This window comes from Arthrobacter sp. D1-17, assembly GCF_054130535.1.
Window position 1 is genome coordinate 2,778,702 of the sequence record NZ_CP096382.1, and the last position, 15,810, is coordinate 2,794,511.

Annotated in this window: 16 protein-coding genes; 3 read left to right on the forward strand and 13 right to left on the reverse strand. The window is 65.4% G+C overall.

Features of this window, described 5'->3' with window-relative positions:
• Positions 1 to 11: 11 nt before the first annotated feature.
• On the reverse strand, positions 12 to 1,562 hold the full coding sequence (locus M1E01_RS12945; protein WP_457974961.1) for a molybdopterin-dependent oxidoreductase: 1,551 nt from the start codon (positions 1,560 to 1,562) through the stop codon (positions 12 to 14).
• A gap of 197 nt (positions 1,563 to 1,759) precedes the next feature.
• On the opposite strand from M1E01_RS12945, the gene moaA reads away from it, so the two are divergent.
• Positions 1,760 to 2,908 (forward strand): GTP 3',8-cyclase MoaA, encoded by a 1,149-nt coding sequence (gene moaA / locus M1E01_RS12950; RefSeq protein WP_457971985.1) that lies wholly within the window; start codon positions 1,760 to 1,762, stop codon positions 2,906 to 2,908.
• Between the two features lie 4 nt (positions 2,909 to 2,912).
• Entirely contained in the window at positions 2,913 to 3,179 is a 267-nt protein-coding gene (locus M1E01_RS12955) for a MoaD/ThiS family protein (RefSeq protein WP_457971986.1), read from the forward strand.
• 40 nt (positions 3,180 to 3,219) lie between these two features.
• On the opposite strand, the gene M1E01_RS12960 is transcribed toward M1E01_RS12955, so the two are convergent.
• The 10 genes from M1E01_RS12960 to truB form a co-directional block, all read right to left on the reverse strand.
• The gene (locus M1E01_RS12960) at positions 3,220 to 3,681 is read right to left on the reverse strand and encodes a DUF1579 family protein (RefSeq protein WP_457971987.1); all 462 of its coding nucleotides are present in this window, start codon (positions 3,679 to 3,681) and stop codon (positions 3,220 to 3,222) included.
• Between the two features lie 159 nt (positions 3,682 to 3,840).
• Complete coding sequence (locus M1E01_RS12965) at positions 3,841 to 5,184, reverse strand: M16 family metallopeptidase (RefSeq protein WP_457971988.1); 1,344 nt, start codon at positions 5,182 to 5,184, stop codon at positions 3,841 to 3,843.
• 214 nt (positions 5,185 to 5,398) lie between these two features.
• Positions 5,399 to 7,657, reverse strand: a complete 2,259-nt coding sequence (locus M1E01_RS12970; RefSeq protein ID WP_457974962.1) for a polyribonucleotide nucleotidyltransferase — start codon at positions 7,655 to 7,657, stop codon at positions 5,399 to 5,401.
• A gap of 244 nt (positions 7,658 to 7,901) precedes the next feature.
• On the reverse strand, positions 7,902 to 8,171 hold the full coding sequence (gene rpsO, locus M1E01_RS12975) for a 30S ribosomal protein S15 (protein WP_457971989.1): 270 nt from the start codon (positions 8,169 to 8,171) through the stop codon (positions 7,902 to 7,904).
• Positions 8,172 to 8,419: 248 nt separating this feature from the next.
• Complete coding sequence (gene kynU, locus M1E01_RS12980; RefSeq protein ID WP_457974963.1) at positions 8,420 to 9,664, reverse strand: kynureninase; 1,245 nt, start codon at positions 9,662 to 9,664, stop codon at positions 8,420 to 8,422.
• Positions 9,665 to 9,693: 29 nt separating this feature from the next.
• Positions 9,694 to 10,548 (reverse strand): tryptophan 2,3-dioxygenase, encoded by an 855-nt coding sequence (gene kynA / locus M1E01_RS12985; RefSeq protein ID WP_457971990.1) that lies wholly within the window; start codon positions 10,546 to 10,548, stop codon positions 9,694 to 9,696.
• 41 nt (positions 10,549 to 10,589) lie between these two features.
• The gene (locus tag M1E01_RS12990; protein WP_457971991.1) at positions 10,590 to 11,576 is read right to left on the reverse strand and encodes a bifunctional riboflavin kinase/FAD synthetase; all 987 of its coding nucleotides are present in this window, start codon (positions 11,574 to 11,576) and stop codon (positions 10,590 to 10,592) included.
• A gap of 117 nt (positions 11,577 to 11,693) precedes the next feature.
• Positions 11,694 to 12,149: a hypothetical protein gene (locus tag M1E01_RS12995; protein ID WP_457971992.1), complete on the reverse strand. Its 456-nt coding sequence runs from the start codon at positions 12,147 to 12,149 to the stop codon at positions 11,694 to 11,696.
• Positions 12,150 to 12,168: 19 nt separating this feature from the next.
• The gene (locus M1E01_RS13000; protein WP_457971993.1) at positions 12,169 to 12,522 is read right to left on the reverse strand and encodes a hypothetical protein; all 354 of its coding nucleotides are present in this window, start codon (positions 12,520 to 12,522) and stop codon (positions 12,169 to 12,171) included.
• Positions 12,523 to 12,524: 2 nt separating this feature from the next.
• Positions 12,525 to 13,460, reverse strand: a complete 936-nt coding sequence (gene truB / locus M1E01_RS13005; protein ID WP_457971994.1) for a tRNA pseudouridine(55) synthase TruB — start codon at positions 13,458 to 13,460, stop codon at positions 12,525 to 12,527.
• Positions 13,461 to 13,576: 116 nt separating this feature from the next.
• On the opposite strand from truB, the gene M1E01_RS13010 reads away from it, so the two are divergent.
• Complete coding sequence (locus M1E01_RS13010; protein WP_457971995.1) at positions 13,577 to 14,755, forward strand: pyridoxal phosphate-dependent aminotransferase; 1,179 nt, start codon at positions 13,577 to 13,579, stop codon at positions 14,753 to 14,755.
• On the opposite strand, the gene trxA is transcribed toward M1E01_RS13010, so the two are convergent.
• Together trxA and M1E01_RS13020 are read right to left on the reverse strand one after the other, a co-directional pair.
• Complete coding sequence (trxA, locus tag M1E01_RS13015) at positions 14,729 to 15,166, reverse strand: thioredoxin (RefSeq protein WP_457971996.1); 438 nt, start codon at positions 15,164 to 15,166, stop codon at positions 14,729 to 14,731. The two genes, M1E01_RS13010 and trxA, sit on opposite strands and share 27 nt — an antisense overlap.
• Positions 15,167 to 15,202: 36 nt before the next feature.
• Entirely contained in the window at positions 15,203 to 15,688 is a 486-nt protein-coding gene (locus M1E01_RS13020) for a nucleoside deaminase (protein ID WP_457971997.1), read from the reverse strand.
• Positions 15,689 to 15,810: the final 122 nt, after the last annotated feature.

The following is a 15,810-nucleotide window of genomic DNA, read 5'->3' on the forward strand; positions in this document are numbered from 1 at the left end:
GGGAGCGCCTGTTATTGGTTCACGTCAACTCTAATGGTGTGCAGGCCTGTGGCGCCGTCCGGGGCAACGGATCGGCGTTCCTCCGTTTGTACACGGCCGCGCAGGTCTGTCGCCCGTACCTGGACTTCATGCTTTCCCGGCGGCAGGTTGACGCCCAGCCTCCACTGGTACCAGGTGTCCACAGAAATGCCGGGTGCCAGCTCGGCCTGCTGCCAGGCGCCGCCATCCACGCGCAGTTCCACTTTTCCGATGCCCGTGTGCTGCGCCCAGGCCACGCCACCGAATGACAATGCACCCTGACGGGCGGACCGGCCGTCGCGGGGAACATCAATGCGCGACGAGATCTTGATGGGTCCGCGTTCGGACCAGCCGCGGGGTGTCCAGTAGGCGACGTCGTCAGCGAACCGGGTGACCTTGAGTTCAATGAGCCATTTCGTGGCGGACACGTAGCCATACAGTCCTGGGACGACCATGCGCACGGGGAAGCCGTGTTCGAGCGGCAGCGGCTCGCCGTTCATGCCGATGGCGAGCAGCGCGTCCCGGTTGTCGGTCAGGACGTCCAAGGGGGTGCTCGCGGTCCAGCCGTCCGAGCTTTTGGAGAGGACCATGTCGGCGCCCGGCAGCGGGCCGGCCATGCCCAGCAGTTCCCGGACCGGCCAGCCAAGCCACAGCGCATTGCCGATCAGGTCTCCGCCCACCTCGTTGGAAACACAGGCGATAGTCACGTGGCGTTCCAGCAGGGGCTTCGCTTGCAGGGCCTCGAAGTCAAGTTCGACCTCCCGCTCCACCATGCCCGTGACCTTCAGCTTCCATTCGCGGGGATCAAGGACAGGGACGGAGAGCGCTGTGTCAATGCGGTAAAAATCAGGGTTCGGGGTGACGAGCGGCTGCATGCCGTCCAGGCCGATCTCGGCACCCGCGGGAATCGCCGAGGCCGGCGACCACGGCGCCGGCAACCGCAGGGTGCGGCGGAGCTCGTTGACCCCCGCTGCCCCGCCCCGCCAGGCCGTGACGACCGCCCCGCCCACCAACACCGCTCCGGTTGAACCGCCCAGCAGCGAGAGGAACCCGCGCCGCCTGGTTTGTCCAGGGTCCGGTCCTCCGGCTCGCTCCGTAATCTGCCCGCCGGTCTGCCCGCCCGCAGGGGCACCGGGTATGCCGGCCTGCCACGCGCCAAGCCGCGCGATCAAACTTTGCAGCAGCAGTCCGCCGATGCCAGCGGCCAGCACAGGGAGGGCGACGGCGGGAACAGTCACCTGGGCGCGGGTCAGCACAGCTGCCACGCCGACCAGCCCGAAAATGGCGAAAACCGCGGCTCCGGCCAGGCGCCTGCGGAGTTCCAGCACACCCGCGAACGCTGCCACGGCTGCGATCACCAGGGCCATCCCGGCCAGCAGAGCCAGTTTGTCAGCCGTGCCGAACAGCGCAACCGCCCAGTCCTTGACTGCAGGCGGAACGCTATCGATGATCACGCCGCCGATGGCCGTGATGGTCGACAGCGAAGGGCTGACGAATCCGGCAATCAGCTCGCTCGCCGCTAGTCCGGCACCTGCCGCAACCACACCCGCCGCTGCAGCCCACCGGCGGGACCGGGCGGGCGGAAGTCCTGACGCGGCGCGTGTTTCGGACGCGGGAGCGCTCTGCTGAGCGGCCGCTGTCCCGCCCACGTCCGGCTGGGACTCGTTCACCCTTCCAGCATAGGTTCCCGGGTGGCGTCATGCGCGTGATGCTTTGGCGCAATCTGGCGTAGCCTGAGTTCATGAGTGTTCAGCTTGGCATGCCGCAGCCCCGTGAAGGGAGCAGACCCCTTCAGGGCGCGCAGGGCGTTCCGGCAGCCCGCCCCGCCGACGCTCCCGCAGGGCTCGCCGACCGCTATGGCCGCCGCGCCACAGACATGCGTCTATCCCTGACGGACAAGTGCAATCTGCGCTGCACCTACTGCATGCCGGCCGAGGGGCTGGAATGGCTGGCGAAACAGGCCGTCATGTCCGCCAACGAGATTGTGCGGATCGTCCGTGTGGGAGTCAACCTGCTCGGAGTCCGGGAGCTTCGGCTGACCGGCGGCGAACCCCTGGTCCGGGCCGACCTCGTCGACATCATCGCTGCGCTCCGCCAGGAACACCCGGACCTGCCGATCTCCATGACCACGAACGGCGTGGGGCTGGACAGGAAGGCCGCCGCGCTCAAAGCGGCGGGACTCACCCGGATCAACGTTTCGCTGGATTCCCTGCATGAGGAGACGTTCGCCAAGCTGACCAGGCGTCCCTTCCTGGACCGCGTCCTTGCCGGCGTGGACGCCGCCTGGGCGGCGGGACTCGGCCCGGTCAAGCTCAACGCGGTGCTCATGCGCGGCATCAATGACACCGAGTCGCCGGCGCTGCTGGCCTGGGCCCTGGAGAAAGGCTATGAGCTGCGGTTCATTGAGCAGATGCCGCTCGACGCCGATCACGGCTGGACCCGGCAGGACATGATCACCGCGGCGGAGATCCGCGAGCTGCTGTCCAGGGACTACGTCCTGAGCCCGGATCCGCGCGCGCGCGATGGCGCGCCGGCGGAACGGTTTGAAGTACGGCACCGACCCTCAGGGTCTGTGACAGCAGGGTCTGCGGGCTTAAGTAGTCCTGTTCTCGGCACCGTGGGGATCATAGCCTCCGTCACCGAGCCGTTCTGTTCCGACTGCCGGCGTACCCGCATCACCGCGGAAGGCAAGATCATGAGCTGCCTCTTCTCGCGGGAGGAATTCGACCTGCTCGGCCTGCTTCGGGCCGGTGCCAGCGACCAGGAACTGGCAGAACGCTGGCAGGATGCCATGTGGCTCAAGCCCAAGGCCCACGGCATGGACCACGTGGGACTCGACGCTCCGGACTTCGTCCAACCGGACCGCAGCATGAGCGCCATCGGAGGCTGAACCCTTGAACGTACGTTACTTCGCTGCCGCACGCGCCGCGGCAGGCGTGGACGAGGAGCGCTTCGACCTTCCACCCGGATCCACCGTGGAAGCCCTGCTCACGGCTGTCCTCGACGTCGAACGCCCCGACCCCCCGGCCGGAACGCCGGGTCTTGCCGGCATCCTTGCGCGGAGCAGTTTCCTGCTCAACGAAGTCGCCGTCCGTGACCGCTCCGTGGTCCTCTCCGACGGTGACGTGGTGGACGTCCTGCCGCCGTTCGCCGGCGGCTGAGCCAAGGATTTATATGGTGCTTAAGTGTCCGTTCGCGCTCTCAGGCGCGGCGGCAGACTGAGGTCATGAAGGGGCTGTAGTCGCGTGCATCCCCGAGCCGGAGCTCGGCGGTGTGGGTCAGCACGCCGTCATCAACGCGGAAGGTGTGCCGTGCGGTGCCGCGGTCGCTGTGCCGCTCGACCGTGAGCATCCCGTCGCGCCAAGCGCCGCGCGCCGGGGCTTCGGGCGGCTTTCCCATACTGTCCACGTAGTACCAGAGCGTTTCATCATGGTCAGGGTCGACGGTGAAGACGCCGTGGCCCTCGAAATGGCTGCCGTCGGTCTCGGTGTGGCGGTACGTCTGCACTACGGCCAGCCCGCCCGCAGCCCTCGTAAACGTCACTTCCGCTTTCGCGGTCCGGGCGGGACCCCACGGTGAAGCCGCGAGCTCTGTGGTTCCCAGCCAGTGCCCCACGAACATCTCCAGCGCATCGTGGGCCGTCCCCGGGTGAGGCTGCTCCATTATTCCTCCCCAGTGCGGGTACGCGCAGGCCAACCCAATGGAAGCCCCGCGCAGTGGGATCTGGCTCCATCATGAGCCCGCCCATCGGGGGTGTCCAGTAGCAGGACCGTGGCGCGTCACTGCCCTCATGGCGAGATCCGTCCGTGCGGCAGCCGGAGATCAGAAGCCGAAGGTTTCGGTCTCTTCGAACGGGCCTACCACCGTCACGGTCCGCGGCGCCGCAGCGAGCTCGCCGGCCAGTTCCTGGACCTGCTCTGCAGTCACGGACTTGATTAGCCGCAGGGTCTCGTCGATGTCCTGGTACTCACCGGACACGAGTTCCGCGCGGCCCAGACGCGACATGCGCGAGCCGGTGTCCTCGAGAGCCAGAACGATACCGCCGCAGAGCTGACCCACGGCCTTGCGGAGTTCCTCATCTGAGATGCCGCTCTTGGCGAGCTTGTCCAGCTCCGCCCCCAGCAGTTCCAGGACCTGGCGGACCTTTGTGGGTGTGCAGCCGGCATACATGCCGAAATAACCGGCGTCGGCATAGGAGGATGCGAACGAATAGGTGGAGTAGACGAGCCCCCGCTTTTCGCGGATCTCCTGGAAAAGGCGCGAGGACATGCCGCCGCCAAGCACTGCGTTCAGCACGCTCATGACATACCGGCGTTCATCCGTGGCTACGATTGTCGGGCAGCCCATGATGATGTTGGCCTGTTCCACAGGGCGCTTGACCACATGCAGCCCTGCGGTTCCGGTGATCTCTGCTCGTTCCGTGGACCGCCGTTCCACGGGAGCCGCATCGGGCTCCAGCGACCACCCGGCACTGTGAAGAGCATCCACCACAAGGCGGCACACGTCGTCGTGATGCAAACCGCCGGCGGCGGTGATAACCAATTCATCGGGACGGTAGTAACGCCGGTAGTGGTCCCATACAGAGTCGCGGGCCACTGCCCTGATGGCGTCCGGGGTACCGCCAATGGGCCTGCCCAGAGGATGGGAACCGAGAACAGCCGCGACGAAGTGCTCGTGCGCCACGTCCGTAGGGTCGTCGCTGTCCATGGCGATCTCTTCAAGGATGACGTCGCGTTCCTGTTCCATTTCCGCCGGGTCCAGTACCGCCCCGGTGATCATGTCCGCGATGACGTCAATGGCCATCGGCAGGTCCGTGTCCAGCACGCGGGCGAAATAGCAGGTGCTTTCCTTCGCAGTGGCCGCGTTCGATTCCCCGCCCACTTCGTCGAAAGCTGACGCAATTTCCAAGGCCGTCCGCCGCCGTGTTCCCTTGAACAGCAGGTGCTCAAGGAAGTGGGTTGAGCCGTGCTGGCCGGGCGCCTCGTCGCGGGATCCCACTCCCACCCAGAAACCGATCGTGGCGGAACGCTGGCCAGGCATGGCCTCGGTCAGCACGCGGACCCCGCCCGGCAGAACCGAACGGCGCACTTCAGAGCCGCCGTCAGCTCCGTGGATCAGGGTGTCACCGGGATGGTTCTGCGCCAGCGGCAGGGGTACGACAGTCATCAAGGCCTTTCAGGAAGCGGAGCCAAATCTGCCTGCAATCGTACCAGCGGCGCCCCGGGTCAGGTGCCCTGCCCCGTGCCAATAGGAATGCGCCGTGTCAATAAGAATTTCAGTAGCGTGTCTGGGGAGAGCATCTTGTTAACAGCCGGCGGGGCCGGTGGATCAACCACCGGCCCCGCGTTTCATACTGTGTGTATCCCGGAAAACGGAACTGCTAGACGTCAGCGCCTTCAGCAGGCTCCGTCGTGTGGGCGCGCTCGGAATCCCCGGCGCCTTCCTCTTCCGCCACGACCGGCGACAGGGACAGCTTGCCGCGGTCATCGATCTTGGTGATTTCCACCTGGATCTTCTGGCCGACGGAGACGACGTCCTCGACGTTGTCCACGCGCTTGCCGCTGGCGAGCTTGCGCAGCTCGGAGATGTGCAGCAGGCCGTCCTTGCCCGGGGTGAGGGAGATGAACGCACCGAAGGTGGTGGTCTTGACGACCGTGCCCAGGTAACGCTCGCCGATTTCCGGCACCTGCGGGTTGGCAATGGCGTTAATCGCGGAGCGTGCTGCATCGGCAGACGGTCCGTCGGTGGCGCCAATGTAGACCGTGCCGTCGTCCTCGATGGAGATGTCGGCGCCGGTGTCCTCCTGGATCTGGTTGATCATCTTGCCCTTCGGACCGATGACCTCGCCGATCTTGTCCACGGGGATCTTGACGGCGATAACGCGCGGGGCGAACTCGGAGAGCTCGTCCGGCGTGTCAATCGCTGCGTTGATGACCTCGAGGATGTGCAGACGGGCTTCGCGCGCCTGCTTCAGCGCTGCTGCCAGCACCGAGGCGGGGATGCCGTCGAGCTTGGTGTCCAACTGGATGGCGGTGACGAACTCAGCCGTGCCCGCGACTTTGAAGTCCATGTCGCCGAAGGCGTCTTCAGCGCCGAGGATGTCCGTGAGGGCGGCGTACCGGGTCTGCCCGTCAACCTGGTCAGACACCAGGCCCATGGCGATCCCTGCAACGGCAGCCTTCAGCGGAACACCGGCGTTGAGCATGGACAGCGTGGAGGCGCAGACCGAGCCCATCGAGGTGGAGCCGTTGGAGCCAAGGGCCTCGGAGACCTGGCGGATGGCGTACGGGAACTCCTCGCGGGACGGCAGCACCGGCACGAGCGCGCGCTCGGCAAGGGCGCCGTGGCCGATTTCACGGCGCTTCGGGGAACCGACGCGACCTGTTTCACCGGTGGAGTACGGCGGGAAGTTGTAGTTGTGCATGTAACGCTTGCGCGTTACGGGCGAGAGCGAGTCAATCTGCTGTTCCATCTTGAGCATGTTCAGCGTGGTGACACCCATGATCTGGGTTTCGCCGCGTTCGAAGATGGCAGAACCGTGAACGCGGGGCAGCACCTCGACCTCGGCGGTGAGCTGGCGGATGTCCGTCAGGCCACGGCCGTCGATGCGGATCTGGTCCTTGAGGATCCGCTGGCGGACCACGTGCTTGGTCACGGAGCGGAAGGCTGCTGAAACTTCCTTTTCGCGGCCTTCGAACTGCTCAGCCAGGGACGCGACAACCTCGTCCTTCAGCTCGTCGGCGGCGTTGTCGCGCGTCTGCTTGTCGGCGATCTGGAAGACGGCGGTGAGCTTCTCGGATGCGGCGGCCTCAACGGCGGCATACACGTCGTCCTGGTAGTCCAGGAAGACCGGGAACTCGACGGTGGGCTTGGCGGCGCGGGCTGCCAGGTCCTGCTGCGCATCGCAGAGAGCCTTGATGAACGGCTTGGCGGCCTCGAGACCCTCGGAAACGACCTCTTCGGTCGGAGCGGTGGCGCCCTGTTCCTTGATGAGGTTCCAGGAGTTGTCCGTGGCTTCTGCCTCGACCATCATGATGGCGACGTCGTCGCCTGCCACGCGGCCGGCCACAACCATGTTGAACACGGAGTTTTCCAGCTGGGAGTGCTTCGGGAAGGCAACCCACTGCGAACCCTGCTCGTCCGCCACGAGGGCAACGCGGACGCCGCCGATCGGGCCGGAGAACGGCAGGCCGGACAGCTGGGTGGACATCGAGGAGGCGTTGATCGCCACGACGTCGTACAGCTCGTCCGGGTTGATCGCCAGCACGGTGACGACGATCTGGACCTCGTTGCGCAGGCCCTTGACGAAGGCGGGACGCAGCGGGCGGTCCATCAGGCGGCAGGCCAGGATGGCTTCGGTGGACGGACGGCCTTCACGGCGGAAGAACGAACCCGGGATGCGGCCGGCGGCGTACATGCGCTCTTCGACGTCCACCGTCAGGGGGAAGAAGTCGAAGCCTTCGCGCGGGTGCTTGCCGGCAGTGGTAGCGGAAAGCAGCGCGGTGTCTTCGTCGATGTACACCATGGCTGCGCCGGCGGCCTGCTTGGCAAGACGGCCGGTTTCGAAGCGGATTACACGCTTGCCAAAGCGGCCATTGTCAATGACTGCTTCTGAGAACTGGATTTCGGGACCCTCCAAGAGAGTCACCCCCGTTTCTTTGTTAACGGAAGTCCAGCCGCATCAACCCAGTCCAGCATCTGTCTACTGGCCTGCACTGCACCCGGTCATCGATCGAGACCCACGGGCCGGCTTCCGTCAGCGAAGCTTCCCGGGGATCACTACCGAGGACCGCGAATGCGTGATGCGGTTGATCCTCCTGTTGAGTTTTTTAGTGCAGAAGGCGGCCCGTTCCCAGCGGGAAAGGGCCGCCCCCTAAGTCAGACTAGCGGCGCAGGCCAAGACGCTCAATGAGCGAACGGTAGCGGGAGATGTCAGTCTTCTTGAGGTAGGTCAGCATGCGCTTGCGACGACCGACCATGGCCAGCAGACCGCGCTGGGTGTGGAAGTCGTGCTTGTGCTCCTTCATGTGCTCAGTCAGATCCTTGATCCGCTGAGTCAGAACCGCAATCTGGACCTCCGGCGAACCGGTGTCGCCCTCGGACGTTGCGTAATCCTTGATGATGGACTGCTTTACGGCGGCGTCAAGTGCCACAATAACTCCTAGAAATGTGCCGTGAGGCCCGAGTCAGAAATTCACTGCCGGGTGTGCAGGCGCGGACGGTCCCGTCAAAACAGGCTGTCCGCGCGAAACAGGATCCAGCAACCACGGACTGCAGCCGGACCCACGGTTAGTTTACCGGCCCTGTCGCAATCTTGTCGAAACGCCCGCTCTGGTCAATGGCTGGTTCTGTTCAATGCGGGCGGTTCAATCACGAGCCGGGCAATACGAACCGTCGCGCGTCAGTGATCCGGCAGCAGGTCCCGGATGGCCGCCATGCCGCGGTGCAGTTCGGCAAAGCTTGTGCTGAGCGGCGAAAGACCGATTCGAATGCCCGACGGCGCCCGGAAGTCGGGAATTACGTCGCTGTTCCACAGGGAGGCCGTCACTTCCCGGAACGAGGGATGGTCCAGGGTGATGTGGCTGCCGCGCTGCCCGGGGTCGCGTGGCGTGGCGAGCCTGACACCGGCTGGAGCCAGCCACGCGTCGAACAACTCCACCGCGAATTCCGTCAGCTGGAGCGACTTCCCGCGGATTGCGGGCATCCCCACCTCCTCGATCAGGTCCAGAGTGCCGCGCATCGCGATCATGCCGAAGATGGCCGGCGTTCCGCTCAGGAAGCCGCGGATACCGTAGGCAGCCTCATAGCCGGGGCCCATCTCGAACGCGTCTTTCCGTCCCATCCAGCCCCAGATGGGCTGCGCGAGACCGGGCAAGTGCCGGGCATTGACATAGGCGAAGGCGGGCGATCCCGGTCCACCGTTGAGGTACTTGTAGGTGCAGCCCGCGGCAAAATCAACACCGGCCGCGTCCAGCCCGATCTCCACGGACCCCGCTGAATGGCACAGGTCCCACACAACCAGTGCGCCGGCGTCGTGCACCGCCGCCGTGATGCCCGGCAGGTCCGCGAGGAACCCCGAGCGGTACGCCACATGGCTGAGAAGCACGACGGCGGTAGCCGGCCCGGCGGCCTGCCTCACCTGTTCAAGGGTCACCCCGGAGGCCGGATCAGCTTCAATCCAGCGCAGCGTCAGCCCCTCCTCCCGGGCAATGCCTTCGACGAGGTACCGGTCTGTGGGAAAGTTCTCCGTGTCGAGGACGATCTCGGTCCGGCCGGGATCCTTGACGGCGGCAAGGGCAGCGCGGATCAGCTTGTACAGCACGACGGTGGTCGAATCGGCAATGATGGTCTGTCCGGGGGCGGCGCCGAGGACTGCCCGTCCCAACTGGTCGCCGATGGTCTGGGGCATCTCCAGCCATTCCTCATCCCAGCCGCGGATGAGGCGGCCGCCCCAGCCGGCGTGGATGAAGGTGTTGATGTCGTCCGCTGTCCGCTTCAGCGGCCGGCCCAGGGAGTTGCCGTCCAGATAGGACAGATCCGTCTCGGTGCCGATGAAGTGGTCCCGGAAGGCGGCCAGCGGGTCCTGCCCGTCGAGCAGGAGTGCATGCCGGAGGAGTTTGTCCTGTGTCACTGTCTCCTCCGTCATTCCGACGTCCCGGCTTCCGTCAAGGGCGGTCATTGGCCAATCTCCGTCCGTACAGCAAACAGTTCAGGAAAGAACGTGAGTTCAAGGGCTTTTTGCAGGAACGCCACGCCGCTGGAGCCGCCGGTTCCGGTCTTCATTCCGATGGTTCGCTGCACGGTGCGCAGGTGCCGGAACCGCCAGAGCTGGAAGTTGTCCTCAAGGTCCACGAGCTCCTCGCAGGCCTCGTAGGCGCCCCAGTTGTCAGCGGCATTTTCGTAGATGTGCTTGAACAGCGGAACCAGCCCCGGTGAGAACTCGTGGGCGCGGGTGACGTCGCGGTTGAGCACCTCAGCGGGGACGTCGTAGCCCTGCCGGTGCAGGTAGGCCAGGAACTCGTCATAGATGCTGGGCGCTTCCAGGACCGCCGTGAGCAGCGCGTGCGCCTCCGGATCAGACTCAAATACCGGCAGCATTTTCTTGTTTTTGTTGCCCAGGACGAATTCCACCGCACGGTACTGGCTGGACTGGAATCCGGAGGAGTTGCCGAGGAAGCCCCGGAATTGCGAATACTCTGTGGGCGTCAGCGTGGCCAGGACAGACCACTGTTCCGTGAGGGTTTTCTGGATGTGCTTGACGCGGGCAATGCCCTTCAGCGCGGTACCCAGATCGTCCCTGCGGAGGTGTGCGGCGGCGCTGCGCAGTTCGTGCAGCACGAGCTTGAGCCAGAGCTCGGTGGTCTGGTGCTGGATGATGAACAGCATCTCGTCATGGTGTTCCGGTTTGCTGACAGGCCGCTGCGCGCTCAGCAGCGTGGGCAGCTGAAGGTACGCCCCGTAGCTCATCCTGGAACTGAAATCGCGGACGATTCCCTTGTCCAGTTTCCTGGTGTTCTTCTCCACGGTCACAGCGTTGCCTTCCTTGCCAAGTACTGTGTGGAGCTGGCGGGTCAGCGCTGTTTAAGGAGGATGTCGTGGGTTTGCACGACATCCTGGCGCATCTGCTCCACAAGGGCCTCAGGCCCACGGTACGCCACCATGCCCCGCAACCGGGCGACAAACTCCACCACTACTGTCTGGCCGTACAGATCGAAGTCTTCTACGGTTTCCTCGGGGCGGTCGATGACATGGGCTTCCACCTGCCGGCTGACGCCGTCGAAGGTGGGGTTGGAGCCGACCGAGATGGCAGCCGGCCACCGGGTGCCTGCCTGGTCCACCAGCCAGCCCGCGTAGATCCCGTCCGCAGGAATGAAGCCGCTGGCGTCATGGGAAAGGTTGGCGGTGGGAAATCCCAGTGCACGGCCGCGGGCCGCACCGTGGACTACTTCACCGCGCATCTGGTGCGGGCGTCCCAGCACGGCGGCAGCCGTGGCCACGTCCCCTTCCATGAGCGCTTCACGCACCCAGGTGGACGAACAGCGGCGGTCCTTGCCGCCGTCGTCATGCAGGGGAAAGCCTTCCGAGCCGAATTCGCTGATGACCAGCACCTCGAAGCCGAACTTGGCCCCAAGCTCGCGCATTGTGTTCAGGTCTCCGGAGTTGCCGCGCCCGAAGCGGGCATCATGGCCGATGACGACATGGCTGGCGTGGAGGGCGTCGACCAGCACCGATCCAACGAACTCTTCAGGGGTGAGGCTGGCGAGTTCAAGCGAGTACTTCATCACCAGGATGGCATCCAGTCCGAGCTCCCCCAGTGCCAGGAGCTTGTCCTGCAGGCCCATGATGAGTTCAGGCGCTGACTGGGGCCGGTGCACCTGGGCGGGGTGGGGATCAAACGTCACGGCCACGGACCGTGCCTTGTTGAGCCGGGCGGTCCGGATGAGCCGGGACAGCACCTGCTGGTGGCCGCGGTGAACGCCGTCGAAGTTGCCGATCGTGACCACGGAAGGACCGAAGTCCTGGGGAACTTCGGTCGGATCGTTCCAGATGTGAACCATCAACCTCGCCTTTTACTGCCTGACATGAACTCCCGTGCACCGCCAGGTGCCCGGAACTCTCCTAGATTACCCGCAATCACGGCAGTCCACGGACGGGCCGGAACGGCCTGCCCCGGCTCAGGACAGCTGGGCGGCAGGTGCCGCCGGCCGCCGCCGGTAGAGCCAGATCAGTCCCAGGACGGGCAGGACCAGCGGGATGAAGGCATAGCCGCGGCCAAAAAGGGACCACACCGTTTCATGCGGAAAGGCTACGGCGTCGAACACGCTCAGCGCTCCCACGACCACCACGCCCACCAGCTCCACCAGCACGGCGATGAGTGACACGCGGAACCATGCCCGCCCCGGCTTGGCCAGCGAGACCGTGGCGACCACGTACACCGCAGCGGCGAAAGCGGACAGCAGGTAGGCCAGCGGGGCCTCGGAGAACTTGGTGAGAATCTGGTATCCGGCGCGCGCTGTCGCAGAGATGGCGAACACAGCGTACACCGCGATCAGGAGCCTCCCGGGGCCGGTGTTCCGCGTGTTGCCGGCCTCGCGGGGGTTGTGTTCGGTGTGGGCGGGTGTTGCGGTCACTTTGGAGGCTTCTTCCACGTCAGTACCAGATTTGGTTCATTCGGGCGGCCATGACCAGGGCAGTCACCCCGACGGCCGCGAGGACAAAATTGCTCCAGCGCGTGCGTTCCAGGACCGACCAGTACACCGCGGCAACGGGCAGGAGCAGGGCGGTCCCGAGGTAGCCCCAGAACTCCCAGGCCTCCCCTGCGATCGGTTCCCCTGCGATGACACGGATGATCGAGCCGACGAGGTAGACCAGCAGCGCCAGTTCCACCGCGGCCACCGACAGGATAGTGACATCGTTTGGCGCCTTCTTGAGGATTCCTGCCACAGCACAGATGAGGGTGGAGAGCAGACCGACCACCAGGATGATGTAGAAATAGGCGTCCAAGGCTAAACGGCCTGCCCGCTGGCGGCGCCGGGCCCGGTGCCGGGCGCAAAGACGAGTACCGGTTTGGCGAAGTTGCCCGAATCCGCCAGCAGCGCCACGAGGGTGCCGTCCGGAGCAAACGCCGCTGCGGGCCGTTCGGCGGTGGCTGCCTCCGCCGATCCGGCCGGCGCTCCGGCAGCAATGCGGCGGCCGAATGATATCTCCGTGGTTTCCTCCGGGCTGAGTTCCCTGTTGGGCATGAGCGCACGGGCCGCCTGGGACATCTCGAATACTTCCAGGTCCTCGGCGAGTTGCTCGAGAGTCCGTGCCTGGTCGAGTGAATACGGCCCCACGTGGGTCCGGCGCAGAGCGGTCAGGTGGCCCCCGACGCCTAGGGAAGAGCCCAGGTCGCGTGCCAGTGCCCGGATATAGGTTCCGGACGAGCATTCCACTGTCACATCAAGATCCACCACGTCCCCGCCGCGTTCGCGGCGGATGTCCTGCAGATCGAAACGGTGGATGGTCACGGGCCTTGCTGCCAGCTTCACGGCTTCGCCGGACCGGACGCGGGCGTAGGCCCGTTCTCCGTTGACCTTGATGGCGCTGACGCTGCTGGGAACCTGCTGGATCTCCCCGGTCAGCGCTGCCACTCCCGCGTGGATGTCCTCGTCGCTGACGGCGGCGGCACTCACTGTGGCCACCACCTCGCCTTCGGCGTCGTCGGTGATGGTGGATTCACCGAGCCGGATGGTGGCGGTGTAGGTCTTGGACGTTCCCACGATGTAGGTGAGCAACCGCGTTGCCTTGTTAATTCCGAGTACAAGGACCCCTGTGGCCATGGGATCGAGTGTTCCCGCATGGCCCACTTTCCGGGTACCGGCGATGCGCCGCATCCGTCCAACCACATCATGGCTGGTCCATCCCTGCGGCTTGTCCACTATTACCAGTCCAGAAAGCACGCCTCCCAGTATATCGGCGTGGCGATACCCTCCCTGTCAGCCGGCGGAAGCCCCGGTAGCCTGCCCGCCAAAACAGCCGTCCCGCCACTGGGGCCTCGGGCACTAGGATGACAATCATGCCCGAGCTTGCGCCGCACGTTTCTGACGTCCCCGTCAATCAGATCCGCGAAATCACCGAAGCGGCGTGGCGGACCCCCGGCGCCCTGGTGTTAAGTATCGGCGAACCCGGCTTCCCCCTCCCCCGGCACGTTCTGGAGGCGGGGATGTCGTGCCTGGACCGTGACGAGACCAACTACACCCCTAACGCCGGGATTCCCGCCCTGCGCAAGGCCTTCGCCGACAGGTTCAGGGAGCAGTCGGGGGCCGACGTTGGAGCTGAGCGCGTCTACGTGGTTGCCGGTGCGCAGCAAGGGCTGCACCTGGCGATGAGCCTCCTCCTGGGTTCGGGTGATGAAATCCTGATCCCCAACCCCGGATATCCCACGTTCGCCATGACCAGCCGGCTGCTGCACGCCGTCCCTGTCGGGTATCCCCTTTATCCGGAATACGACTTCCAGCCGCGGATCGAGGACGTTGCAGCGCTGATCACTGACCGTACGCGTGTCCTGATGCTCAACTCGCCGTCGAACCCGCTCGGGGCGGTGCTCAGCGAGGAAATCACCCGCCAGCTGGTGGAGCTGGCCAGGCGGCATGATCTCTGGATCATCTCTGACGAATGCTATGAGGCGTTCACCTACGATGTTCCCCATGTCAGCGCGGCGCGCTTTGACAGCAGCAGTTCCGGCGAGGCCCGGATCTTCACGTCCCTGACACTGTCCAAGACGTATGGCCTCACGGGGCTGCGGATCGGCGCCCTCATCTGCCCGCCAGGACTCGAGCAGCAGATGAACAAGGTCATGGAGGCCATCGTCTCCTGTGTGGCATCACCGTCGCAGTACAGCGCGCTGGCGGCCCTGACCGGTCCGCAGGACTACGTGGTGGAGGCCCGCAGGCATTACCGGGTGAACCGGGATGCCGCTTCGGCCATCCTCCGTTCCAAGGGCATCCCGTTTCTCTCCGCCCAAGGCGCGTTCTATCTCTGGGCCGATGTGTCGCATGTGAGCGAAGGGGACGTGCGGAGCTGGGTGCACACGTTCCTCGCGGAGTCCGGCGTTTCCGTTGCCCCGGGAACCGCTTTCGGCTCCATTGGTGAGGGCTGGATCCGGATCGCGTTGTGCGGCAGCGGGGCAGATCTGGTGGAGGGACTCGGCCGGCTGCCTGCGCGCGCCTCAGCCCCGGCTGCCCGTCAGGGCTGACTCCAGCCAGGAGCGAAGAACGGGAGCGGGAGCGGCGCCGGACTGGCGGGCCACGACTTTCCCGTTCACGAGGACAATCAGCGTGGGGATGGACTGCACGTCAAAACGCCGGGACAATGCCGGGGACCGGTCCACGTCAACCTTGACCAGCTTGACCTGCCCAGCCTTCTCGCGGGCGAGGCCATCGAGAACAGGGCTGACCATCCGGCAGGGGCCGCACCAGGCGGCCCAGAAATCCACGAGGGCCGGGACGGTGGACTGTTCGGCGATGCGGGCAAAGTCCTCATCGCCGGCCGTGACTATCCACGGGAGGTCCTGTCGGCAGTTGCCGCAGCGCGGATGCCCGGCAGCAGCAGCCGGGAGCCTGTTGGTCTTGCCGCAGTGGGGGCATGGGACGAGTTGGGGTTGCACGTTCCGCCTCTCTTCCGGTTCAGCTGCCGGTCCTGTTCAATAGTCGGTGCGTTCCGCGTTGCTGCGCCACGCCTCAAAGGGGCTTCCCGACGTCGGGACTGCGGTTTGGGTGACCGGCAACAGATCCGGCCGGGTCCCGCCGAAATACTCATAGAACACGGCGTCGTCGAAACCCGCGGCAGCCGCCCCATGGCGGTCAGCCGCAAAGTAGACGCGCTCGATCCGCGCCCACAGGGCCGCGGCCAGGCACAGCGGGCACGGCTCGCAGCTGGCGTAGAGCACGGCGCCGGTGAGATCAAAATTCCCGGACTCGGCGGCCGCCGTGCGGATCGCAACCACTTCTGCGTGCGCCGTGGGGTCATTGTCCCGGGTAACCCGGTTGACGCCCTCATGCACAATGCCGTCGGCTGTTACCACGAGCGCACCGAAGGGCCCGCCTCCGGCGGCCACGTTTCGTTCGGCCAAGGCCACTGCCTCGGTCAGGTACTCCAGGACGTCTGTGTCAGTTGGTGTGGCGGGCATGCTCCGATCATAGTCAGATGAATCGTTCCGGCCGGCCACGGTTGAGTTTGCAGCGCTGCGGACGTGATTCCGGCCAGCGCCGACTTGTTGTCAGCCATCGACAGCCTCCAATTCCCGGGACT